Raw genomic sequence first — 23,305 nt, 5'->3', positions numbered from 1 at the left:
CGGTTAATAAGTATTATAGCATCACAATTCGGAATACCACTAACGAATGCCCATTCTTTTTATCATTCGGCTCCACTACGAAGTACTTCTTTCCATTGGTTAATAGCATCTTTTTTTCCGATAGCTGTTAACCAAGCTTCGAGTTGTACATCCAGGTTGCCGTCATAATCGACAAATTGATGAGTGGCTTCAATAAACGTTTTTATGGAAACTTGTAGTTTTCGATTTAGATAATCTGACAATTCATCGACTGTCCTTATTTCTTCATTATCAATCTTCAAGATTTTTTGATTCGACAGGAGATACGCAGATAGATAATATACATATCTAAGATCACGTTTTTCATCCTTGGAAATCTTCCAAAGATTCTCTATCCTTTTTATCACCTGTAGCAAGTCGTTGTTGTTGGAATCTTTTGACAGGACATATGTTGACAGTACTCGTTCTGAAAGAATTGTATCATATAGCTTATACTGTGATTCATTCTCTTTCCAGAGAGCTTCAAGCATCTCTCTTCCAAGGGCAGATGGAGACGCAAATCTTCTTCCTTTCCAATAGATTGCTTCCATTTCGGGGACCATATCATACAAAAATTCAAAGAAGACAAGATCGTCCTTTGCATTGGTTTCTGAAGCTTTTCTGACTGCATCACAACAACTCTCATACGCTGCTGCGTTGGTTGCCCGAATATGATTTGCCAAGGAGCCGTGAAACAAAAGCCTTTTACCGGCATTCCAGTTTAGCCCCATTGCTTCAATAAGATCACGAACAGTATGATATGTCTTTCCCTCAAAAGCAAGAGGATTTATCTCCGTTGTATCAAATCCGCCAGGAGAAATAATCGATTCTCCTGTTAACCATTTTCTTACTTCATCATACATCCATCTCCTGTTAGGATTTGATTTATCATGTCTATTAGTTATATCCGGATATGTTAATGCAGCAATAAGCTTTTGCAATTCACCCGGCATTTCCTTGGGTAATGGTATTCTTTGGATACTGGAAAACATTGCGATTTCAGCATCTGATAAATCTGAATAGGGCGTTTTCCCACAGAAAAGCTCATACAAAGTAATACCAAACGAATAATAGTCCGCTTCTGCTAATGCTAGGCCTTTAAACAGTTCGGGTGCCGAGTATACAGGTGTCATACCTGTCTGGGTCAGTAACACAGTTGCTCCTTCTTCAAGTAGTGAGCTAATACCAAAGTCAATAATCGCTACAGATAGCCCATCGTCACAAAGCATTATATTGGCTGGTTTTAGATCTTTGTGAAGCAGATTAACACTGTGTATAGCCTTGAGACCTTCATTAATATTTGGAATAATCATGGCCTTTAGTTGTTCCAATGAATACGTTTTACCGTTAAGACTTCCATTCTTATAGAATTGAAGAATTACAACAGTGTGATTATTCCAGAGAAACACATCATATACTCGAGCTACATAAGGAGATCTGATGCTTTTAAGCGCTTCAACAACGCCAGTTTTCAGTGGGTTTTCACGCTTATAAACTTTTGCTACAACAATACGGTTAGATTCTGTTTTGCAAAGATATAGATCTGCTTCTCCCGAGGTTGTTTTCATTTTTTGCCTAACTGTATAGGTTTCAGAACCTTGGAGTTTACTTCCAGATTGCAACCAGCTATCTTTATTCGACTCAGTATTTCTACTTTCTTCAACTGTATCCGGATTAATAGTTGTAACTATCGGCATTGTCATCTGCTGAACATCTGGATTAATCGTTGTTGCTATAGGCATTTCAAGTTGCTGATTTATCACAGTTCGATTATCCATATATAGTTGCCTCCACAGTATGAACTTTTTCATCTACCATATGAATAATATTCCTCTTGATCAGTTCGCCGAGTATGCTTTCTAGTACAGTTTGAATTCTTGGCCCTTTTCTGGCATAACCCAAAGCTTTGCTGGTCTCATTGATTAAGTCATCTCGATTTAGCCCAAAGCTTTTTTTAGCCACAGTCCTCATTGCTTCCATTAATTCGCATGGAGCAATATTGTTAATTGAGCGCTGCTCCTCACCATATGCTGGAATCCTTACTATCGGATTAATGAATCCTTTCATTGTTATAAAGCCATCTTTTTTATCAAGTTTATCTTTTAGTGAATAAACTGCATATTCTACAGCTGTTGTAACTCTTGTTGTAACTCTGTTAAATCCAAGCACCGGAGCCAGCCTTTGGCAAAGAAGATCCATGCTAATCGGTTGTTCGATTGAGACGGCATAAAGAATATGATCATTCAATGTCACGGAATAGCCTTTTCTTGTCGGCGGAGTATGATACAAATCGGCTTCTACATACTCGTCAAATCCATATTTGTTAACTTCATCTGCTTCCTGTTTGTCAACGACTTCCTCAACAAGATCATTAAAATACTGATCCGAAATCTGCTCGTTGGACCGAGAACTATAATCAAACGGTCGTTGTTCTGCTTCTTTTAGGAAAGCAAGTAGTTTTTTTCCTTCAACATCAGGATTTTTCACCCATTCGGAAGACCATACACGATAATAATACCAACCCATTCTTTCAAGCACATCTTTGCGAAGACGCTCACGTTCTCTAGCTGTTTGTGCATCAGCGAACGAAGCACCATCACACTCAACGTTGGCAAGATAGCATTCTGGATTTTGTGGGTGAATCACAGCCAGATCAATTTTGTATCCGGAACAACCTAGTTTTTCAGTGACTGAATAGCCATTTTCAACAAGAAAATCCTTAATAACGCTGCACATAATATCGTGTTCAGTGTCATCATTCGATGAATGTAAAGCATCCGTTCCAAGCCTAGCAAAATTTAAATAATCATGTAGCAGCTTTATGCCGGTCGAATCAGTTTTCTCAAGATTAATATCCTTGGGAAGAATGGAAGCTATAAGCTTAATATTCACTTTTGCTCTTGTTATTGCAACATTCAACCGACGTTCACCACCGCTTCTTCCTAACGGGCCAAAGCGTAATGCCATCGGTTTATTTTTTTCTCTCTGCTCTTTTGTATATCCATAGCCCACGCTGAAGAAAATTGTATCTCTTTCATCGCCTTGTACATTTTCAAGGTTTTTCACAAAGAATGGATCTGGTTTGTCTTCTGAAAAATAGAACTCGTATTCGGGATGTAATTCGCGAAAATCCTGTATTTCATCAAGAATTGCCTGCTGCTGTTTTTCGCTGAATGCAATAATACCCAATGAACGAGAAGGATGGCATTTAATATGTTCTTCAATCAACTGAACACATTTCTTTGCTTCCAACACATTGCAATTTTTGGGCTTGCCTTCGTATAATCCGTCTTTGACATAAACGAACTCTACACCGGTATCTTTCATATGTTCTTTACATCCGGGGAATGTTATAAGGCGATTGTCATAGATTTCCTGATTCGAGAATGCAATCAGTTGTTCATTTTGACTTCGATAGTGCCATAACAATGTACTGCTTCTCATTACCTTATCGGCTTCTTCGAGAATCGAATCGCTGATTTCTTCATCAATGAAATCATCTTCGTCATCCTCACTATCAAAATCAGCATCTTTATTTGCTGTGTTGGAAGAGAAAAAGTTTGTTGGCGGTAACTGACGGGTATCCCCTGCAATGATAACCTGCTTTGCCCTCATAACTGATCCAAGAGCGTCCTGTGGAAAGACCTGAGATGCTTCATCGAAGATAACCATATCAAAATGGTAGGAGTCTGCTTCGAGGAAATACGAAACAGAAAGCGGTGACATCATCAGACAGGGCTTCAGGCGTAACAGTAAATTTGGAATAGTTCTGAACAATTTTCTCAGTGGCATGATTTTTGCCTTTTTATTTAATTCCCTCTGCAAGATTGACATTTCGTCACCAGCTGCAGTTGATGTGTTCGGATCGGGATATGTATCAATTATTTTAGCGCGAATTCGTTGTTGAGCTGTTGCAAATTGTTCGACATCAAGTTTGCAGAACTCATTGACTGCTTCATCTTGTGTAAACTTCTTAAACCTTGCTATAGAAGGTTTTGAGGCGATAACAGCCTGACACCATCTCTGGAAGAATGAATACCTGAAACAGCCTTCTGCATCTTTGATTTTGCCATTTCTTTCTTCCATGATACAAACATAATTCTCGAGGCCACATGCAATACACTCTTTACGTGCATCATTATAATTCAACCACATATCAAGCTGTTCGATGTTGTTCATGCATTTATTATAGCGATCAGCAATTAATGAAAGTGGTCGCTCAATTAACTTATCCTCATCTGGGAAAATACTTACAAACTCACTTATTTGTTCTTCGAGATGGGGATATAGATCACGTAATTTATCTAGCCTTTGAGCAACCTGTTCCCTTGCAACCTGACTGTCACAGAAATATTTAATATAATCATCAGTAAACTTTGACTTATAATCTTGGTTTATAGCCATTGCGTTAACGTATTCAAGAATAACAATGACTGATGACCAGTCTTCCTGTTCCCCGAAAAGACTAATCAGTTCATTGTTTTCCACAATAACTCGATTATATTTATCCTTTTGTTCCTTGGCTGTAACAAGTGTTTTTATGCTACTATATACATCTGAAGGTTCCATATCAAAAATCGCGTAGATATTGCATTCCATAACGAGATGTTTAAGATCATTGGCGGCATGAAGGACATCGCTGACCCCACATAGTAACTCCTTGAAAGATTTAACTTTACTTTTCTGATTAATAAAGTCTGTACCTTCCTGAAGTACTATTGATATATCTTCTTTGTTCTGTCTTGATATGATATCTCTCGCAGATTCTTGCAATTTACCTAAACTGGTTTGATCGCATAATAATCCAATCAAATCCTCGGTTAGTAGTTTGTCGGTTAGTACATCACGTACATCTATAGCTTCATTCAAATGTTTCAATTGCTGATTCCAGAATGATTCATTGTTGTAATCATTTCCAATCGTATATTTTTCAATCAGATCAGCCTTATCAATGAACCATTGTTTGTAAGCTTCTTGTGCCTCTAAAGATTGTGCAAGCTTTTCGATTTGCGAAAGAGTGAGATCAGTTACTCCTTCTTTGTTTGCCTGCGCCATCTCTCTTACATACTGGCTAACATAATAACAGTCTGCTGTTAATGCTTCTAGAATGGGAATGATTGTATTTACAAAGCTAATATTGCTGCTAGTGTTATATGCATGAATTGAAATGAGTTCATTTTGCAGTTTCGTCAAATTTGACCCAGTCAATATAGATTGCGAGATTTCCTGAATTGCCTTAGAATTCTGTTCATCTTCCAGGACATTTGATAGCAATGGCAGTGATAATCCCTTATAACGATCAACAGTATTGACAATATGCTGTGCTTGGTTCAGACCAGAAGCTATCTCTTTCCAGTTTGAGTCTACATTGTGATAATGTCGTCCAAAAGCGCCGCGTAAAATGACTTCATTCTCAGTAAACCAGGAAAGCACATCCTGTGCATCCCTAACCTGATAAAGCATTTTGATCAATTGCTCATCTGTATACTTTGTGTTATTGTTCTTGGAATGAATTTGAATAGAAGCCAGATCTTTTTTATATTGTGCTTTTATATGACCAAAAAGTCCGCCATATTTCTTTTTGAATCTGCTTAACAATTCTTTGGCATCGATATTGACTATACCAATATCCCATTCTTTGCTAAGCAACTCCATCTTGTCTTTATACAGTTTTGTCTTTTTTTCTGCTTCTTGCAAATAAGATGTTGCATCGTTTCTACGTGTTTGATTAAACCATAGCGGTAAAACACTCGATGATTCAGAAACTAGCTGTGCTAGTTCCTTTGCGAATTCCATTTGTTTCCATGTATCCACCATATCAAAATTGAAACATTTCATGACCTGGTTTGCTGCTTCAGTATACTGTTCCAATTTTCTCTGGGTCTGCCTGGCCTCATCTGCTGTTTTTTCTAGTTCCTCAGCTACGTTTCCTTTTAGCAAAATACCCATTTTTCGATTTCTGATAGTTGAAATGACGGACAGACATTTGTTTTGCAATGCTTTAGATTCATATTGCAACACGCCTGAGAGCCAATGCTTCTCTATTTCGTTTCCTGTTGCATTTTGCTTTTGTACAGCATCTGCTGCACCCATCAACAGTGTCTTTGCTTCCTCCACTTCTTTGGCATTTAGCCAACAAGGAATAAACGGAGAAGAAATATCCAGTATCTTGTTTAACCTATTCAGGAAAGACGCTGCTTCATGCAACGAAATATCATCATCTTCTGTTGAAAGAGCAGCAACGCTACGAAATGTTTTAATGTCTCTTAAAATCGGTTGTATACGAATATCAACTTTTTTTGCTTTCTCAACAATCGCATCCAATTGATTGAGAATCATTTCATCTGAAGAATAGAACCAGCCAGAATAGCATTTTATTATCTGTAGATATTGATTGAATTTCATTAACCAGTTTTCAAACGGTGCTTTGAAGACGCTATTATCATATACTTTTTTGCATTCATAAAGTGTCTCCTGATAAGCACTTTGCGTGAGCCTGGCTGTTTTTGCTGCAAGTAATAACTTCTTTCTTGCTGGAACAGACATAGAGTGAAGTTGATATGAATGAATAGGGATACGTAAAGTCAGAGATAGCTTTTCAATTTCCTCTTTTACATCTCCCAATGTTGCGTCAGGACATGAATCCGGCCCGATTGGAATAGCCATTATGGCAACCGTTTTGGCAATGTTATGGGGTAGATTGCTAGTTCTTGTTTTTAATTCTGTAAGGTACAATGTGCTGGTTGTTTTAACTAATGTTCCTCTCCACGGATTGTCTGCGAAGCCACAGCTCATTTCTTCGAAAGCTCTGATGTATCTTCCAACATTATATGACATCATCTGAAAATCAATTTCAGAGATTTTTTCCACGTTTTTGATTTCACACACAAAATCAACCGGCTCAATATATTGCGCCAATTCGCCAAAGGCTTCATACAATGAAATATTCAATGGTTGAATTGTTTCATGGAGTTCTTTTGCATATGTATTAAGCTCATCGCGTCTTTTGGCCAAGCGGACCAGATTATTTGTAGCAGTGTTTTTAACGGCGATTTTCTTCATTCTCAGATTATCACCGATTTGTTTCAAAACATCTCTTTTATTAGCTTTATAATCATGAAGGGACAGGCAGAAATCACTTATATGAGCTTCTTTCAGTCGACGGAGTACTACTTCAAGCGCTGCGGCTTTTTCAGATACAAATAGGACCTTTTTCCCACTTGCTAAAGCTTCAGCTATAATATTAGTTATTGTTTGGCTTTTCCCGGTTCCGGGTGGGCCCTGCATCACAAAGCTAACACCCATCTTGGATAGCTGAATGGCTTTTTGCTGGCTGGAGTCTGCATCAATCACCTGATACTGATCTATAGGATTAATCATATCGGGATTGTTTAGTTTTGCAGCTTCTTCGGGCAACTGAATAGCATCCGGATCTCCACATAAAGCCCTGATGTTGGGATTCTTCATTAACCAGTCATGCTTTTTTTCCAAATCATAGTACATACTAATTTTAAGAAAAGAAACCAATCCCAAGCTGACTTCTCTGATAAGTTGCCATCCTCTTTGGTCGACAATCTTTTCAATTTTTGAAAAGTATTTGTCCAAAGAATTCTCATCTGAGGCTTCAAACTCTGGCAGAGTCAGATTGAATTCATGTTCAAACTTATATGATAGTGTTGGGTTAACAACAATATCATCATCATACCGGTTTAACATGTAAGGAGCATTCAATTCCTTAATTGTCAAAGAAGCTGGAACCATAATAAGTGGTGAAACCATAACAGGGGATGTAGTGCTGTTTTTTTCCCGCCATTTGATGAACCCAAACGAAAGATATAGGATATTTGTTCCCTGCTCCTCTTGAGCTAGACGTGCTTTTGAACGGAGATTTCTTAGTGTTGTTTTTTGTTCGGATGGCGTGCTTACGTTTGTTTCTATATCTCCAATGCGTACAGGTATTTCATGCCCTAGTGTTTTCATGAGTGTAAGAAAATGATATGCACGTAAATCATAATCCTGATCAATCGGATGCTGAAAACTGAGCGATTCCTCTTTTATGGCAAGGCGATCAAAAAGATCTTTATAGGTAGGAGTAACAATACGAAGCGTTGCCCGTTTAGTTTCTCTATAATTTATCATTCGGTTACGCTTACCTGTATCGAGGAGTTGCTTTTTCATAGAATCGAGTTTACGTTCTATAACCCTATCAGTTTTCGCCTCACTCATATTGACACTCCTGTGGATTCAGTATCCATGATATGTATACTTTTTCTTCTTGTTATCTTTGGGAATCTATGACTTCGCCCAAATACATGAAATTCAACTGCTGTATGACTTTTTCATTATATCAAACAAAGAAGGTTTTGCAAGAATTCTATCCATGATACCGGTTAACCCTTGCATAAATATGCGTGGGTTGCTGTTAGTGTGTTTACAATGGAATTCTTATATGATATAAGATACATAATGGTAAGAAACAAAATAGGCTTGGGGGCAGACAAAATGAAGAAAGGGAAACTCTTCATAATTCTAATTCTGGCCGTGATTGTTGTTGCTGCCTTTGGTGGAAAGGGTGGTAAAAACGCTACTACAGCGACAAAAAGTTTGTCTTCTGTGGATACAGGAATCAAGGGGAAAGATTCAGAACTTACGGCTACTCCGAAGATAACTGAGGAGCCAACAGCGACACCAAGTCCGACTCCAGAACCAACAATGGTGCCAGAACTGAAGAGCGGAAGTAAGGGTGATGAAGTTACTGCTTTACAGGAACTTCTTGTCCAGTACGGCTATCTTTCTGGAAAGGCTTCAGGAAAGTATGATAATGCTACTATCAAAGCTGTAAAGGATTTCCAGATCAACAATAGACTAGAAGAAACCGGAAAATGTACCGAGGAAGTATGGGAGAAGATAACCAACTGGCCTAAGCAACAAGAAACTGTATACAAATCGAAAAAGGGGAAGGTTTATCACAGCAGATCTGATTGCTCTGGAATGAAGACTGCCACATCAATGACGCTTTCTGATGCATTAAGAAAAGGACTTACACCCTGTTCGCATTGTCACTAATACTGTACCGACACTGATGAAAGTGTCGGTTTTTCTCAGACGCAAGAACAAAATGCTAAAAAGGAGTTGTGTTTATGGGAATGAGATTTAGACGTTCTGTTAAGATTTTGCCAGGTGTTCGTATCAATTTCTCTAAATCAGGAATGAGCACAACGATTGGACCTAAAGGCGCATCAATTAATATCGGGAAAAATGGCACATATCTGAATACTGGTATTCCAGGCACTGGCCTTTATATGCGTGAGAAAATTGGTGGGGGCAAAACAACAACGCGACAGGCATCTTCTTCTGGGCGCGGCAAAGGATATGATCCAGAGTTTCTGAGAAGATATGAGCAATACAAGCCAGTGATCATAAAAATCAATGGTAGCGGGAAAATAACGATTGAAGATAAAAATGGCGATGTAATTACAGATGAGTTCTTTTTGAAGAAAATGAAGGCAACCTCAGATTTTAAGGCCCAAAAAGAGCAATTAATTAGCCAATGGCGAGAAAAAGGTGAACAGGAATATCGGGAAGCAGAGAACGCATTGGCAGAACTGGTTAATATTCACCACTATTCTTTTACCGTGAAAACTATGGAAGATTATGAGCATGAGCTAGCTGCTATTCCCCATAAAGAATATCAGAAAAAAGCCTTTGATCAGAAAGAACCATCTAGGCATGAAATTGAAACAAGCTTAACGACTTATGCCAGTCTTCATGTTACATCAAAAGCCTTCTGGCGTGTTAAGAAGCTAAGAGCAGAATACGTCGCCGAAAACTTGGAATTACAATATCAGAAGCAGCATGCTGAATGGGAGAAGAAAAAACAGGAATTTGAACAGCAGCAAAATAAAGAGGCAGAAACGCAGAATGCTATTTATATCAGAGAATATGAGAAAGCCTGTGCCACAATGAAGGAAAAAATGGCTGGTTCGGATGAATATGTCAAAAAGCACTTGGAGACATGGCTGTCAAGCAGTACGCTTCCGGTAGAAGTCAATGTGGATTATGAATATGAGGCTGATACCGGCAATATGTATATAGATTTGCTGCTACCTCCAGAGAGTGTAATACCAAAGCAAGCAATTACACGGCTGGCTAATGGTGGTGTGAAAGAAAAAGATAAAAGTCGGACAACAATTCAGACGGAATATGCGGAAATGGTCTTTGGCTTGGGTATCTGTATCACTTCAGGAGTATTTGATATTTCTCCCGCAATAAAGCGTATATTAACGTCTGGATTTGCTACTCGGCGAGACAAAGAAGGCAACGAGGTTGACGAGTGCTTGTATTCAATCAAGTATGAACGAACCGGATTTGAAAATGTCCCTTTACGGCAGCAGAACCCCATTGAATTTATTGGTCGGTTCGAAAATCGTTATAAGGCAACCCAGACTTGGGCATTTAAGGCTATCAAGCCCTTTGATGACTTCTAATTAAGTGACCGGTGAGGCAAAGGTGTGCTTTATGGGAGTGTTTGACAGAATACGCAAGAAAAGAATCGAAGGTATGATTGGTTATCTTGGCCTGGAGGATTTTTGGATATCATTATCTTTTGAGCAAAGTGAATCCATGAAACGATATGCAAAATCGGGCCTTGGTGGTGATTCTTGTGACTCTCCGATTGAGGGGAAGATTTCATATACATCTGCTAGGCCATTGCCATATTTGGGGAGTTTTATTGGCTGGGCAGTTTCTGATCACGATTATGACTTGGCAGATAAAATCATTGAGCATTGTGATAAGATTTATGAGAAAGCAACACCCGTGGATAAGCATTTTTATCTCATGGGTGCGGCAGATTGTTATTACAAGCAAAGGACTTTTCGCGATAATGCACTTAATCTGGCAGAAAAGTATCACATGATGGATGTCAAGCTATTTCCACAGTATAAGAATCTGTTGGTTAAGGATATGGGAGGAATACTGCCAAGGATTCCTTCTTTCCAACAACTGGTGATTATGTATGAGAAAGCAGCAAGATATCAGGAGGCCATCGCCATCTGCAAACTTGCAATGAAATATGGACTGACAGATTCAACGAAGAGAGGATATGTTGGACGGCTTGAAAAACTCCAGAAGAAATTGGAAGGTTTCTTGAAAGAAAAGTAGTTACTGTAGCGGAGGGGATAATGTGACTTGCAATATGAAGAAAATCAAAAAACGTATCTATGAGATAATCAGCAAGGCAGAGGAAGGAGATCTAGTCAGTAAGATTTTTGATTGGTCTATTATGATTTTAATTGCGCTAAGCATTATTTCTATTATTTTGGAATCATTTGTCAGCATATATGATAAATACCATTCTGTTTTTCAGATTTTTGAAGTAATAACAGTTGTTGTTTTTACGATAGAATATCTTCTGAGAATATGGACGGCAGACTTGTTATTTCCGGAATCAAAGCATCCCCGGTTGAAATATGTTTTCTCCTTCATGGCAATTATTGATCTTTTAGCCATACTACCATTCTATTTGCCTTTTATTTCTGCAGACCTTCGTTTCCTGCGTATGATGCGTCTTTTCAGATTGTTCCGTCTATTGCGAGTGTTCAAGCTTGGGAGATACTTTGAGGCTCTGCAGATTATAGTCAAGGTCATAAAAACATCAGGGCCACAACTGATAATGTCTGTTGTTATTTGTTTCTTTGTTATGCTGTTTTCAGCGATTATTATGTATACAGTTGAAAACCCTGTTCAGCCAGAGCAATTTCCGAACGTAATCTCTTCGCTATGGTGGGCAATATGCACATTAACAACAGTAGGTTATGGTGATGTATACCCAATAACACATGTTGGCCGATTGTTTGCTTCTCTTATCAGTTTAGTTGGTATTGGTATTATTGCAATTCCCACTGGTATTATTGCGGCAGGGTTTAATCAGGCGATTACCAGAGATAAGGAGGAAGAAGTGAATAAGACCTCACAAGGAAGGGATGCTATTGAAGAGATGGATCATGATGATCTTCTTAATTTGCAGGCACGAATTATAAAGAAGCTAAGCGATGATGGCTATTTTCAAAAACAAAGATGAAACAATGTATAAAAGTTTGTTTGAAATCTGGAAATATAATCAGGAATGTTGTTGTTTCATCTTTGATACCTGGTTTGTTTCTTTGGATTCTTTGCGATAAATAACATATATCTTTTTTGTAAAACTGTTTTATCAAAGCCGAGTTGCTTAAGGATTGCATTCGCCACAAGGTTTATAGTGCATATCGATGGCTTCCTCGCGTGAATAAAAGTTCACCTTGTTTTTATCCTTCATAATTTTGACTGAACCACAATCCAATTTATGGAACACATGAGAGTTCTTATTACCAATGTACTGAACTGTTGGTTCTGTTGGTTCTGTTGGTTCGACTAGTGCCGATTCAGAATCTGTCAATGAGCGATCCGTTGATAACGTACTATATAGTTCAAGATCAGCCCCATCATAGTAACAATAGCCGAATACAAAATGCCCCTCATCGTATTCACCAATCTCAAGGGAACCATCTTCCCAGTATGTTGAACCTTCACCATGCATTAAACCGGCTTTCCAATTGCCAATATAGTGCCAACTATATCCGTTGGGGTTTGTGGTGACGAAAAGCCCATATCCATCTGGAATGCCGTTTTCCATATTGCCGGTGTATTTTCCTATGCGGGACTCTCCGTCAACGACCAATTCGTATGGTTGTTGTGTGACGGGTTCAGCCAAAGCGATAGAAAGAAAAAGAAATATAGTTAAGACAATGCAAACGATTTTTTTCATATTACCACTTTCCGTTCTTTTTTGTTATAACAAAGCTGAGATTGACACCGTCACTACTGGTGCAGACAATCGTTCCATGTTTGTCAGTCCGAAAGACTGAAACATACATATGTGACAGTTTTAGTAAGGTTTCATCTGCTGGATGACCATACTTATTATTTACACCGACACTGATAATAGCATATCTTGGGTGGACGGCATCTAGAAACGCTTGAGAGGATGAGGTTGTGGAACCGTGATGACCAAGCTTCAAGACATCAGCATGCAGGTCGATTCCGCTGCCTAGCGCATCCTGCTCTGCTTCCCAAGCTGCGTCTCCTGTAAAGATAAAAGAAGTATTGCCGAACGTGATTTTTACCATCAGAGACTGATCATTCATATCCCATGATTCCTGCGGTTCTGTGAGAAAGATCACAGTAGCTGATCCTACGTTGAATACATCACCGCGATGAGGAGTGGTGATGTGGAGATTTCTCTCGGTGAGTTTCTTGATGAAATCTCGGAAGCCGTCCCCATCATATTCTGTTACTGGTGAGTATACAGTACCGGCATTACAGAGAGATAATGCTGTGGCTAAGCCTTTCACGTGGTCATCATGTGGATGCGTGGCAATTATATAGTCTATATATTCTATTTCGAGATCTTTCAAGTAAGCATATATAAACTGGTTACTATCTCGATCTCCGCCATCAATCATGAGTGTCTGTCCTCCACACTGAATAATGGCAGCATCACCTTGACCAACATCAAGGAAATGAATGACCAGTGTGTCGGCAGGTATGCTTTCCTCGCCGGAACTTATTACCGGGAGAAAAAGCATGCATAGAAGGAAACATAGTAGTCGCTTCATTTTAAAACCCCGTATCTGTATAGGAGAAAATGTTTTTTTGATTCATCAATCTCTTTAACTTCTATCTTTGGGACATAATTATCAAAGGTTATATATACAGAACATTTTCCATAGTCATGGCCTTCAATTCTGATCTCGATGTTGTCTATATAAACGTTCAGCTGGATCTCGCCCCAGGCATACTGATTTTCTTCATAATGCTCCCAGGTAAGTAGTGTATCAAGGATATCAAAATCATCAATTGACGAGAGAATACATCTTTTGTGATACATGGGAGTACCGATATTATGTTCCCACTCGTAATCTGAACGGCTATAAAGATCATAGTATAAGAGAGTAGGAGAACCATATTTTTCTATCAATGATTTTGTAATTACGTATGAATCATCTTGTGTTCCGACTGTTCGGAAGTTTAAAGACAAGGTTTTCCCACGCTTATATTCTGTGAAATGAAGAGAGAAAGGATAACCTAACAGAGTTAGATTTTGATTATCTATTGAATTCAGCGAATTATGACCTGCTTTGTCATAGTTCCAGACAATTTTGGACAAAATACCTTTTTCTGTTTCTAGATAGTCATGTATTTGTTGGATATCCATTGAGTTGATGTCAAGATTCCAGAGATTGTGAATATGCACGTCTGGTTGCTCGGCATGACCGAAAGACACCAACAGACAAAGAACTAATGTAATAACAAACATTTTTTTCATATGTTAGCTCCTATTACTTCGGCCAATTTGCATACAGCAGTTTTCACAACAAGGGAACCTATAATTATTCGATAAACTTGAAAAGTGTTTTTCCTGCGTATGGTGTGAAGGTTGCTGTCCCATTTATTTTTATATACCAGCCTTCTTTTGCATTGATAGAAAAGCGATCGTTCTGAAAACCATATTTAAATGAAGACAAGGATGAATTTTTGAGAGCGGCCCTTTCATAGGTTACAAGATCTTTATCTCCAAAGAGAGTAGGTCCGTAATAAACTCCAACTATGTCGTATTCGTCTGGCGGCCATATTGTCCAACGGTCAGCAGGGATTTTGGGCCCAACCTCGTATGTTCCGGTTGGAACAACTACTTCTTTCCATTCCGGTCGACTATGGAGTTCGTTTTCAAGTGCTTTATATTCTTCACGTAGCTTTTTGACTTGTTCTTCTTGCATCTGGTCTACTGTAAACCGCGGAACATAAGTGCTGATCGAGAAGGATAGGCCAACCATATCCAGCTGTAGTTGATCTCCATCAACTAAAATGAGTTCATAAGGCTTGCTCCCAATTTCCGTTTCAAGATATCGTGGATTATCAGAGAAATAATTATATATTTCATCGTCTTCAGGCCATAGATAGACACAGCTTTTTTGTGAGGAGTATGCCGTCTGAACTTCATATGTTCCGGCAGGTATATCTTTTCCAATGATGTATATTCCTGTTGGAACGATAATTGAAGACCAATTACCAGTTTCCCATATTTTTAAATTATATGTATCTATAGTGTCTTGTATTTCTGTAAAGGTCAATTCAGATATTGGGATCGTAGGTCCTTCTGCAACGCATACACTACATGAAACGGATAGTAAGAGAATAATGATAAATAAACGTTTCATAATTGATATCCTACTTTCTTAGAAGAACTTTTTTTACAATCAAAATGAGGAAAACAATGATTAACGCTGCAATAAAGGCAATAGCCTCCGTAACAATATGAAGAAAGCCACCTACAACAAGAATACAGAGAATCAGAAAAAGTAAGAAAGCAATCATTGGCGTCACACCTTTCAGTTTGTTTTCTGATTCAGTTGTGTGCTGACATGTACTATCACGGCGCGAAGTTTGTCGGTAAATCTCATGATTTCTTTTTCTTGTGAGGTTGGGGTCAGCAGCGCCAAAGCATTACCGAGGAAATAGGCAGAGGTCTCTTCGGCGACAAATAGATAATCAAGCAATTGTTGCTCTGTCGTATCGTTACCAACACCGCAGTATTTGTTCGCACAGTAGTTTGTGATCTTGTTTGCTGCTTGATTATAGATGCTCTGAGACAGTTCGACTAATTCGTTGTGATGATTTACAGGATTCATGTGTGTTCTCCTATGTTTCCAATCTGTTTGTAGCTGTATCATTGGAAGATTGTTGTAACATTTCATAATACTGATTCCGGACACATTCCGGAGAAGTGATGATCATCTTACCGGAATACTGGAAAACCCATCCAAAGAAGGTGACACTGACCGCAACGGTGGATGTCGCATCAAAGGTGTCTTTTGTAATGTTCGAAATCTGAACGTCCTTGCCAAATTTATCAATAATATTGTCAATTAACTCGGTTTGACAGCGTAGGGTGACATTATATTCTGTTCCAGTATACATGCGGGTGACCTTGTTGGCATAATCCTGGATCTTGAATGTTCGTGGCTTTGGAATAGCTGGCTCATCAATAACTTTTGGTACAGGCATTCGATCTAGTCGAAAGGGTATGATCTTTTCATGTTTATCGGAATAACCTACTACATAATAGCGATCTTCTTTCCAGATAGTAGAATATGGGGAGATAGTATATAACTCTCCGTCATGCCGGAAGATTCGCTCCTTGTACGTGTTGTAATTATAATACTTGAAGGAAATCTTTTTCTTTTCGCGAATGGCTTCAGTAACCTTCTCTAAAACATATAAAATCTGGTTGTTATGAGCTTTCAAGTTCTCTGATACAAAGATGCTTGGAGTTAGTATGGTCTTGTTCTGATAACCGGCTAGGCAGGAGAGCTTATTGATGATTTCTCGACTTTTTTCTTTTGTTATGAACTGGGCTGAGGAGATCGCGTCAATAAGAATCATTAATTCTGTCTTATCCCAATCTCGTGCTCCATAAAAGTACATAGTTGGAATTCCGTTTTGCTCATTGATCAGAATGTCATATCCGGCTTCTCGGAGAAGCTCTATGTCCTTTCGGATGGTACGCGGATCTGAAACATATCCATTTGCACGAAGAATGGCTCTTAATTGTACCGAACTAATCGGATGATCTTCGTCTGTGTTCTCGTAAAGGTACTTATACAAAAACATAATAGCACGCTTGTCAGCCACGTTATTCACCTCGCGTTTTCTCTGATCCTTATCGTATCATTTTTTTGGAGCATCGTCCATGTCAACCTTGACACGAATGTGCGCAGGTGGCTGAAAAGGTTATATATTATGTAAGGAGACATTATATTTATTCGGGTTTATCCTGAATCCATTCAACTACATCTTGGACTCTACAGTGAAGCGCTTGGCATATTTTGCCTAGGGTAGTCATCGTGATAGGTTCGTTATTAAGTAATTTAATGTATATATTTGCGCTGATACCAGTTGCTTTGATAAAGTCGGGTCTTTTAATCCCTCTGTCTATGAGTAGATGATGAAGTTTTTTATATGACCAAGCCATAAAAACCACCTTTTCTGAAAAGTATCTAGAAAGAACTATAATAATTGTAATGTATATATATGAAAAGTCAATGAAAAAAGGACATAATTCATAATAATACAAATTAAATCACGAAATCGTGAAATATTTGTTGAAAAAATAAAACGTGCATGATATAATGATAGTGGAAACAGAAAGAGCGGCAGGTCTTGAGAGCGGCAACTCTCAGGACCCGAGCGGGTGGTCGATGCACCCTACACACGAACTCAGTTCGCACCGCCAATAATCAGTATAGTATTCGCGACGTCCGGAAGTCAAGGATAAAACTGACATAGGCAGAGCTGGTTCGAAAAAGCCAAAATATATGGCACCGTGTAGGATGGAACTCCTGCACGGTGCTTTTTGCTTCCAACAAAAATGAAGGGAGGCAATGATCATGAAAACAGCAGCTCGATTTATGAATGCTCAAGAGGTTGCGGAATATCTTGGAGTATCCACATCAATGGCTTATAAAATCATACAGCAGCTCAATAAGGAATTAAAAGCAAAAGGCTTTATTACCATAGCTGGGAAAATCAGCAGGGTGTATTTCGAAGAAAAGGTCTACTCTCAAGATCATGCAATGGTGGGATGAGACAGAATGAGTCACTATCATTAGGAAGGAAGGTGGTTTCTATGCCGGCTTATAAGGATCAGCAACGAAAAACATGGACAGTCAAACTGCAATACAAGAACTGGGAGCAGAAAGATAAGTATGTTTGCAAAAGAGGTTTTCGGACTAAGCATGAGGCAGACGAATGGGAAGAATCTTTTCTCAGGGAACTGAAGCAATCGCCAGATATTACCTTTGGTGAATTCTGGGAGATTTACAAAAGAGATCGGAAGATGAGGGTGAAGCAGTCCACATGGGACACAAAGGAGAGTATCGTGGAACAGCACATACTGCCATTTTTCAGGAGTAGACTTCTTCGCGAAATCACAACGATTGACATCATGTCATGGCAGAATCATCTTTTGATGGCAAGAGTTCCAGGCACTGGAGAACCTTATTCATCTGACTATTTGAGGACCGTACATAATCAGCTTAGCTGCATCCTTAATCATGGCGTGAAATATTACAAACTCAAAGATAATCCAGCCATGGTGGCAGGGAACATGGGCAAAAGCAGCAAGAGTGAGATGCAAATTTGGACACAGTATGAGTTCCAGAAATTCATTGCGGTCATGATGGACAAGCCGATCCTGTACTATGCTTACGAAGTGTTGTATTGGATGGGGATCAGGAAAGGCGAGTTATTGGCTCTTACCAAGGCAGACGTTGACCTTGAGAAACGGCAGATGAGAATCAACAAGACACTATACAGCAGAGGGAAAGTGGAGATGGTCACCAGCCCCAAAACTCCGGAAAGTAACCGAACGATATCGATCCCGCAATTTCTAGCTGATGAATTGGCCGAATACTTTTCCATGAACTACGACTTGCATGACGATGATCGCATTTTTCCTGTTAAGGGATGTGTCTTGAGCCGTCAATTGAACGCTGGGGCAGAAAAAGCTGGATTGAAAAGGATAAGGGTGCATGATTTGCGTCATTCGCATGTCAGTCTCCTAATCAATGTTGGAGGATTCAATGCGATTCAAATTGCTCGCCGTGTCGGTCACAGTTCAATTGACATAACGTATCGCTATGCGCACCTGTTTCCCGGTGCGCAAGCCGATATGGCGAATCGTCTGGATGAGATGAAGGGAGCGATGAAAGATGTCTGATCGGGTTCTGGATCGTCAAGGGAGATGGAGGAGCCGTACGGTTGCATTCAGGATTTCACCGGAAGAAGATGCGGCTCTAAATGAAAGAGTTCGGTTATCCGGACTCACCAAGCAAGACTATATTATCAAAAGGGTTCTCGAGAAGAACATTGTTGTGATGGGAAATCCGAGAGTACATAAAGCGCTCTCGGAAAAAATGACGGAGATTCTTCAGCGGTTGAAGGATCTACCTGAAGACAGGAAGCCTATCGAACCTGAATTCTGGGAAAGCATCCAGGTAGTTGCAAACACGTTGGCTGGATTGAGTAAGACTATGGGACAGATGAACGATATGTAAGAGAAAGGAAGGATTACTATGACGAAACGCTTTGTTGCTAATAAGAAAGACAGGACGATGTGGGCTTGCTGCATAGCCGCTTATATTCTGATAGCTGATTGGTATAGCCCGTGCAGCATTGTAAGAGCGGACCTCGACGATGGAAGTCTGGTAAACGAGACTCCTTTCGGCAAGAATGAGTATGAAGATAAGTTAATTACAATCCTTGCCAATCTGGCAATTTTTGCGTCACTGGATCCTGACACCTACAAGATGCCGACGGTACAGATACCGGAATCCATAATGGCAATGATCGCAGAGCTGCTTAATATGCGTGGAGAAACATCAGATCAGAATGCGGTAAGAAACGAATGCGAGAATCTGCTGGCATTTGTTTCAGAGATTTTGCGGACGCATCATATGTATCATCTTAGGCTGGCGGCAGCGCTCATGAAGGGATCGCTGGATACCTGTATGATAGAGAGCTTGAAAACTATGTACTGTAACGACTATGACGATGTAGCTTAAGGAGGGATTATTATGACTACTATGACTGGCTTGGTTAACATTACATGTCCACACTGTGGTGAGGACTTTGGGGTGAACGCTTCGGAGTATCAAAGTGTTGCTGAACAGATCAGGGCTAAGGTTGAGGATCATATCCGCCAAGAAGCCAACGCTAAGAAGGAAGAAGAGATTCAGGCGGCTGTGGCAATTGCACTTGAAAAAGCAAGGACCAGCTTCCGGTCACTTGAAGCAAAAGTGATCCAGGAAAGAGCAGACAATGAGAAGTCTGTGGCCGAACTGAAGCATATGCTGGATAAAGCAGAACAGGACAAAAACCTTGCCGTGCAGCAAGCTGTGGCCGAACGTGATGCTGAGAATGTCCGCCTTTCCGAAGAACTGAAACATTCCAAGGAAGAAGCCGAAATGGATCAGAAGGCCGCGGATGCGCGGGCGGAAACCAGAATCCGGGAACTGGAAGCAAAGCATCTGCAGGATACGACCCGAATCAAGGCAGATGCCGATGCCGAGATCGCCAGGTGGGAGCGGCAGATAGCCGCCATGACGGAAAAGGCGAAGGCTGCGGATACCGAAAAAGAGCTGGCGGTCAGGGCGGCGAAAGACGAGGCGCTTGCCACAGTACAGCAGAAGGACGCTGAAATTGTCCGGCTCCAGGGGCAGCTCCAGACACAGGAGCAGGCGGCCAAGGTGAAGGAAGCTTCGCTGAAAGACCAGTATGAAACCGCTTTAAGGCTTAAGGACGACGAGCTGGAACGGGTCAAGGATTTCCATGCGAAAAAATCGACGAAAGCCATCGGCGAAAGCCTAGAAGTATACTGCCAGAACCAGTTTAACGCGATTCGGACGATCGCGTTCCCCGGAGCCTACTTTGAGAAGGACAATGACGCCAGGAGCGGTTCCAAAGGAGATTTCATTTTCCGTGACGAAGCCCTTTCGATTATGTTCGAGATGAAGACCGAATCGGACGAAACGGCCAGCAAACATAAGAACGAGGACTTCTTCAAGGAACTGGACAAGGACCGGCAGGAGAAGAAATGCGAATACGCGGTGCTTGTATCTACGCTGGAAGCGGATAATGATTTCTATAACGCCGGCATCCAGGACGTCTCTTTCCGGTACCCGAAAATGTACGTCGCCCGCCCGCAGCAGTTTATTACCATCATCAGCCTGCTTCGCAACGCTGCGCTGAACTCCCTTGAATACCAGAAGGAACTGGCGCTGATTAAAAGCCAGCAGCTTGACCTGACGAATTTTGAGAAGAACATGCAGGACTTCAAGGATTCTTTCGGCCGGAACTACCGCCTTGCCAGCGACAAACTGAATGCCGCGGTCGAAGGAATTGACAAGACCATTGCCGCCCTTCAGAAGACGAAAGAGAATCTGCTTGCTTCGGACAATCAGCTCCGCCTTGCCAATGATAAAGCGGACAACCTGAGCGTCAAAAAACTGACGAAAAACGCGCCTTCTGTCGCGGCAAAACTGACAGCGATCAAGGGCGCTGCGGAACCCAAACCTGAAAAGAACCCGGCATGACGGCTGCGGCATATACTTCCGGAAAGGTTGGGGCAGGTTCTGCATGAGCCTGCCCCGTTTTCTGCCTCATTCAAAGGAGGGGTGAAAATGAGCAGGTTTTTTCAGGAAATGTTAAAGGAAATGCAGGTCTGCAACTGCTGCGGCGCCCTGGGTGAAAAGCATCCGCTGTATACGATCGAAGCTGATTTTACAGTGACGCTTTGCCGTGAGTGCATTTACAGATTCTTTCGGTTGATTGACAACAGTCCCCAAACCGCAGCTTTGCAAACGGGAAAAACGCGAAGGACACCTTCGCAGATGAAAAAATTCCTGGACGATTATGTGATCGGCCAGGAAAACGCCAAGATGGCTTTGAGCGTCGCCATCTACAACCATATGAAGCGCCTTGACTGCAGTCGGGCGAAGATCCGGGTTCAGAAGAGCAATATCCTTCTGCTGGGGCCGACCGGAAGCGGAAAAACTTACCTGGCCCAGACGCTGGCAAGAATGATGGATGTTCCATTTGCTATTGCAGATGCTACAAGCCTAACAGAAGCGGGTTATGTGGGAGAGGATGTGGAAAACATCCTGCTGAATATATACCATTCTTCTGGAATGGATCTGGCAAAAGCTGAAAAAGGGATCATCTATATTGACGAAATCGACAAGATTGCTTGCAAGGGAGAAAACATGTCGATAACCCGGGATGTAAGTGGTGAAGGGGTTCAGCAGGCATTGCTTAAGATTCTGGAGGGCACTATTGCACGTGTACCGCTTTCTGGAGGACGGAAACATCCGAACGGGGATATGCTGGATTTTGACACAACAAATGTGTTGTTCATCTGTGGAGGAGCCTTTGAAGGCGTGGAAAAGATTGTCCAACAACGGAACGGAAAACGATCCATGGGCTTTGGCGCTGTTCAAGCAGATCAGAAGGATAACGCTTTTTCCTGGAACAAGGTGCTTCCCGAAGATCTGATCAAATATGGTTTTATTCCAGAATTTATTGGAAGGTTGCCGGTTATTGTAGGGCTTAATGAATTATCAGAATCCGATCTAATCAGGGTATTATCTGAACCTAAAGACAATTTATGCCGGCAGTATCAGGAATTGTTTCGCAAGGATGGGGTCGATCTTAGTTTTACACATGATTCGTTGGAAGAGATTGCTCACAGAGCTATAGAACGTAAGTGCGGAGCCAGAGGGCTAAAAGCCATTATAGAAGAATTCCTGATGAAGATAATGTATGAATTGCCTGACAAGAGTGGTGTAAATAAATGTGTTATAGATAGACAGACTATTTTGACGGGAGAAGCAAAGTATAGCAACAACGAGAGAAAAAAGAGTATGGAAATGGATATTTCAAAATGAGGTGATTGATATGAAACGGGTTAGTATGATAGAAAAATTGATATTCTTTTTCGGAAAAGCGAGAAGGAAGAAAAATGAAAAACTCTTATTTGTTATATTATTAGCCAGTATACTTATGGCATGCACAACTGCACATATGGAAGGGGCTCAGACTTCATGGCCCATTGTTGTCATGGATGATGAGATAGATCTTCTGACGCATGAGGAGGTGCTCTCTGGTGTGATGCTGGATCCTGAGACGCTGTTTGCCTATAAGGTTTTGCCTGATGGTACGGTGCAGATAGAACGTTACTGCTGGTATCACAAGCAAGTGGAAATACCTGAAACAATACAGGGACTTAGAGTATCTCGTTTGGGAGACAATTTATTCATAGATGTCCCAACTGAGGACGTTTTTCTACCAAACACTAATATCAAAATGAGTGACTCCACATTTGACTTTTTCGAGGGCACTGTGTGGATGAAAGCCAACCATCCCTATCTTGCTTTTGTTGTAGCAATTATAAACAAAAAAACAAATACTCTTGAGTACTATAGAAGCACTGAGACAAATGAAGACACTCCTAAATTCCGTTATTATATAGAGATTGAAGACTATCCGACTATCAGGTAATGAGGTGAGGTACAATGAAAAAATACGATACATGCATTGAATGAAGATGATCAATGAAATCGGAAAAAGTGGGTCAAAAGTTGGTCACGAGGCAAAATGAAAACCCGGAACCTATTGAAAAATCAGTGGTTCC

Annotated in this window: 20 protein-coding genes; 11 read left to right on the top strand and 9 right to left on the bottom strand. The window is 40.5% G+C overall.

The annotated features are described in order from the left end of the window. Positions 1–62 precede the first annotated feature (62 nt). Both JYE50_RS15405 and JYE50_RS15400 read right to left on the bottom strand, forming a co-directional pair. Positions 63–1,796 (bottom strand): serine/threonine-protein kinase, encoded by a 1,734-nt coding sequence (locus JYE50_RS15405; RefSeq protein ID WP_179138308.1) that lies wholly within the window; start codon positions 1,794–1,796, stop codon positions 63–65. Then, positions 1,789–8,244, bottom strand: coding sequence for a DUF4011 domain-containing protein (locus tag JYE50_RS15400; RefSeq protein WP_084095656.1), 6,456 nt, complete (start codon positions 8,242–8,244; stop codon positions 1,789–1,791). The genes JYE50_RS15405 and JYE50_RS15400 overlap by 8 nt, the downstream gene beginning before the upstream one ends. Before the next feature lie 210 nt (positions 8,245–8,454). Here JYE50_RS15400 and JYE50_RS15395 point away from each other — a divergent pair, with 210 nt between their 5' ends. From JYE50_RS15395 to JYE50_RS15380, 4 genes are all read left to right on the top strand, one after another. Further along, positions 8,455–9,084: a peptidoglycan-binding domain-containing protein gene (locus tag JYE50_RS15395; protein WP_283399208.1), complete on the top strand. Its 630-nt coding sequence runs from the start codon at positions 8,455–8,457 to the stop codon at positions 9,082–9,084. Between the two features lie 74 nt (positions 9,085–9,158). Then, entirely contained in the window at positions 9,159–10,505 is a 1,347-nt protein-coding gene (locus JYE50_RS15390; protein ID WP_084095658.1) for a DUF4236 domain-containing protein, read from the top strand. A 31-nt stretch (positions 10,506–10,536) separates the two neighbouring features. Continuing rightward, a complete protein-coding gene (locus tag JYE50_RS15385) occupies positions 10,537–11,181 on the top strand; it encodes a hypothetical protein (protein ID WP_084095659.1) in 645 nt (214 codons plus the stop codon). A 34-nt stretch (positions 11,182–11,215) separates the two neighbouring features. Further along, the gene (locus JYE50_RS15380) at positions 11,216–12,100 is read left to right on the top strand and encodes an ion transporter (RefSeq protein WP_084095660.1); all 885 of its coding nucleotides are present in this window, start codon (positions 11,216–11,218) and stop codon (positions 12,098–12,100) included. A 147-nt stretch (positions 12,101–12,247) separates the two neighbouring features. On the opposite strand, the gene JYE50_RS15375 is transcribed toward JYE50_RS15380, so the two are convergent. From JYE50_RS15375 to JYE50_RS15345, 7 genes are all read right to left on the bottom strand, one after another. Further along, positions 12,248–12,823, bottom strand: a complete 576-nt coding sequence (locus tag JYE50_RS15375) for an MORN repeat-containing protein (RefSeq protein ID WP_084095661.1) — start codon at positions 12,821–12,823, stop codon at positions 12,248–12,250. A gap of 1 nt (position 12,824) precedes the next feature. Then, a complete protein-coding gene (locus JYE50_RS15370; RefSeq protein WP_084095662.1) occupies positions 12,825–13,673 on the bottom strand; it encodes a ComEC/Rec2 family competence protein in 849 nt (282 codons plus the stop codon). Next, the gene (locus tag JYE50_RS15365; protein ID WP_084095663.1) at positions 13,670–14,383 is read right to left on the bottom strand and encodes a hypothetical protein; all 714 of its coding nucleotides are present in this window, start codon (positions 14,381–14,383) and stop codon (positions 13,670–13,672) included. The genes JYE50_RS15370 and JYE50_RS15365 overlap by 4 nt, the downstream gene beginning before the upstream one ends. A 64-nt stretch (positions 14,384–14,447) precedes the next feature. Continuing rightward, the gene (locus JYE50_RS15360) at positions 14,448–15,275 is read right to left on the bottom strand and encodes a hypothetical protein (RefSeq protein WP_084095664.1); all 828 of its coding nucleotides are present in this window, start codon (positions 15,273–15,275) and stop codon (positions 14,448–14,450) included. 171 nt (positions 15,276–15,446) lie between these two features. Then, a complete protein-coding gene (locus JYE50_RS15355) occupies positions 15,447–15,746 on the bottom strand; it encodes a hypothetical protein (RefSeq protein ID WP_084095665.1) in 300 nt (99 codons plus the stop codon). Between the two features lie 10 nt (positions 15,747–15,756). Further along, complete coding sequence (locus JYE50_RS15350) at positions 15,757–16,749, bottom strand: helix-turn-helix transcriptional regulator (protein ID WP_143763601.1); 993 nt, start codon at positions 16,747–16,749, stop codon at positions 15,757–15,759. A 127-nt stretch (positions 16,750–16,876) separates the two neighbouring features. After that, a complete protein-coding gene (locus JYE50_RS15345; RefSeq protein ID WP_084095667.1) occupies positions 16,877–17,089 on the bottom strand; it encodes a helix-turn-helix domain-containing protein in 213 nt (70 codons plus the stop codon). Positions 17,090–17,504: 415 nt separating this feature from the next. On the opposite strand from JYE50_RS15345, the gene JYE50_RS15340 reads away from it, so the two are divergent. The 7 genes from JYE50_RS15340 (at position 17,505) to JYE50_RS15310 (ending at position 23,172) form a co-directional block, all read left to right on the top strand. After that, on the top strand, positions 17,505–17,702 hold the full coding sequence (locus JYE50_RS15340; RefSeq protein ID WP_084095668.1) for a helix-turn-helix domain-containing protein: 198 nt from the start codon (positions 17,505–17,507) through the stop codon (positions 17,700–17,702). Positions 17,703–17,743: 41 nt separating this feature from the next. Continuing rightward, positions 17,744–18,835, top strand: a complete 1,092-nt coding sequence (locus JYE50_RS15335) for a site-specific integrase (protein ID WP_084095669.1) — start codon at positions 17,744–17,746, stop codon at positions 18,833–18,835. Further along, a complete protein-coding gene (locus JYE50_RS15330; RefSeq protein ID WP_084095670.1) occupies positions 18,828–19,172 on the top strand; it encodes a plasmid mobilization protein in 345 nt (114 codons plus the stop codon). The genes JYE50_RS15335 and JYE50_RS15330 overlap by 8 nt, the downstream gene beginning before the upstream one ends. Positions 19,173–19,190: 18 nt before the next feature. Beyond that, complete coding sequence (locus JYE50_RS15325) at positions 19,191–19,679, top strand: hypothetical protein (RefSeq protein WP_084095671.1); 489 nt, start codon at positions 19,191–19,193, stop codon at positions 19,677–19,679. 72 nt (positions 19,680–19,751) lie between these two features. After that, complete coding sequence (locus JYE50_RS15320) at positions 19,752–21,209, top strand: DUF2130 domain-containing protein (protein ID WP_304588471.1); 1,458 nt, start codon at positions 19,752–19,754, stop codon at positions 21,207–21,209. Positions 21,210–21,296: 87 nt separating this feature from the next. Then, positions 21,297–22,559 (top strand): ATP-dependent Clp protease ATP-binding subunit ClpX, encoded by a 1,263-nt coding sequence (gene clpX, locus JYE50_RS15315; protein ID WP_084095673.1) that lies wholly within the window; start codon positions 21,297–21,299, stop codon positions 22,557–22,559. Positions 22,560–22,569: 10 nt separating this feature from the next. Next, positions 22,570–23,172, top strand: coding sequence for a hypothetical protein (locus tag JYE50_RS15310; protein WP_084095674.1), 603 nt, complete (start codon positions 22,570–22,572; stop codon positions 23,170–23,172). The last annotated feature ends 133 nt before the right edge of the window (positions 23,173–23,305 follow it).

This window comes from Aristaeella lactis, from assembly GCF_018118585.1.
Classification (GTDB): domain Bacteria; phylum Bacillota; class Clostridia; order Christensenellales; family Aristaeellaceae; genus Aristaeella; species Aristaeella lactis.
Note: the sequence above shows the minus strand (reverse complement) of the source record. Positions and strands in the feature narration are given on the sequence as shown.

Bases quoted from the DNA above. Each gene is read 5' to 3' on its own strand.
- JYE50_RS15395 (WP_283399208.1), top strand. From the start codon at position 8,455: ATGGAATTCTTATATGATATAAGATACATAATGGTAAGAAACAAAATA.
- JYE50_RS15310 (WP_084095674.1), top strand. From the start codon at position 22,570: ATGAAACGGGTTAGTATGATAGAAAAATTGATATTCTTTTTCGGAAAA.
- JYE50_RS15370 (WP_084095662.1), bottom strand. From the start codon at position 13,673: ATGAAGCGACTACTATGTTTCCTTCTATGCATGCTTTTTCTCCCGGTA.
- JYE50_RS15355 (WP_084095665.1), bottom strand. From the start codon at position 15,746: ATGAATCCTGTAAATCATCACAACGAATTAGTCGAACTGTCTCAGAGC.
- JYE50_RS15325 (WP_084095671.1), top strand. From the start codon at position 19,191: ATGACGAAACGCTTTGTTGCTAATAAGAAAGACAGGACGATGTGGGCT.
- JYE50_RS15400 (WP_084095656.1), bottom strand. From the start codon at position 8,244: ATGAGTGAGGCGAAAACTGATAGGGTTATAGAACGTAAACTCGATTCT.
- clpX (WP_084095673.1), top strand. From the start codon at position 21,297: ATGAGCAGGTTTTTTCAGGAAATGTTAAAGGAAATGCAGGTCTGCAAC.
- JYE50_RS15360 (WP_084095664.1), bottom strand. From the start codon at position 15,275: ATGAAACGTTTATTTATCATTATTCTCTTACTATCCGTTTCATGTAGT.
- JYE50_RS15335 (WP_084095669.1), top strand. From the start codon at position 17,744: ATGCCGGCTTATAAGGATCAGCAACGAAAAACATGGACAGTCAAACTG.
- JYE50_RS15345 (WP_084095667.1), bottom strand. From the start codon at position 17,089: ATGGCTTGGTCATATAAAAAACTTCATCATCTACTCATAGACAGAGGG.
- JYE50_RS15340 (WP_084095668.1), top strand. From the start codon at position 17,505: ATGAAAACAGCAGCTCGATTTATGAATGCTCAAGAGGTTGCGGAATAT.
- JYE50_RS15365 (WP_084095663.1), bottom strand. From the start codon at position 14,383: ATGAAAAAAATGTTTGTTATTACATTAGTTCTTTGTCTGTTGGTGTCT.
- JYE50_RS15375 (WP_084095661.1), bottom strand. From the start codon at position 12,823: ATGAAAAAAATCGTTTGCATTGTCTTAACTATATTTCTTTTTCTTTCT.
- JYE50_RS15380 (WP_084095660.1), top strand. From the start codon at position 11,216: ATGAAGAAAATCAAAAAACGTATCTATGAGATAATCAGCAAGGCAGAG.
- JYE50_RS15390 (WP_084095658.1), top strand. From the start codon at position 9,159: ATGGGAATGAGATTTAGACGTTCTGTTAAGATTTTGCCAGGTGTTCGT.
- JYE50_RS15385 (WP_084095659.1), top strand. From the start codon at position 10,537: ATGGGAGTGTTTGACAGAATACGCAAGAAAAGAATCGAAGGTATGATT.
- JYE50_RS15405 (WP_179138308.1), bottom strand. From the start codon at position 1,796: ATGGATAATCGAACTGTGATAAATCAGCAACTTGAAATGCCTATAGCA.
- JYE50_RS15330 (WP_084095670.1), top strand. From the start codon at position 18,828: ATGTCTGATCGGGTTCTGGATCGTCAAGGGAGATGGAGGAGCCGTACG.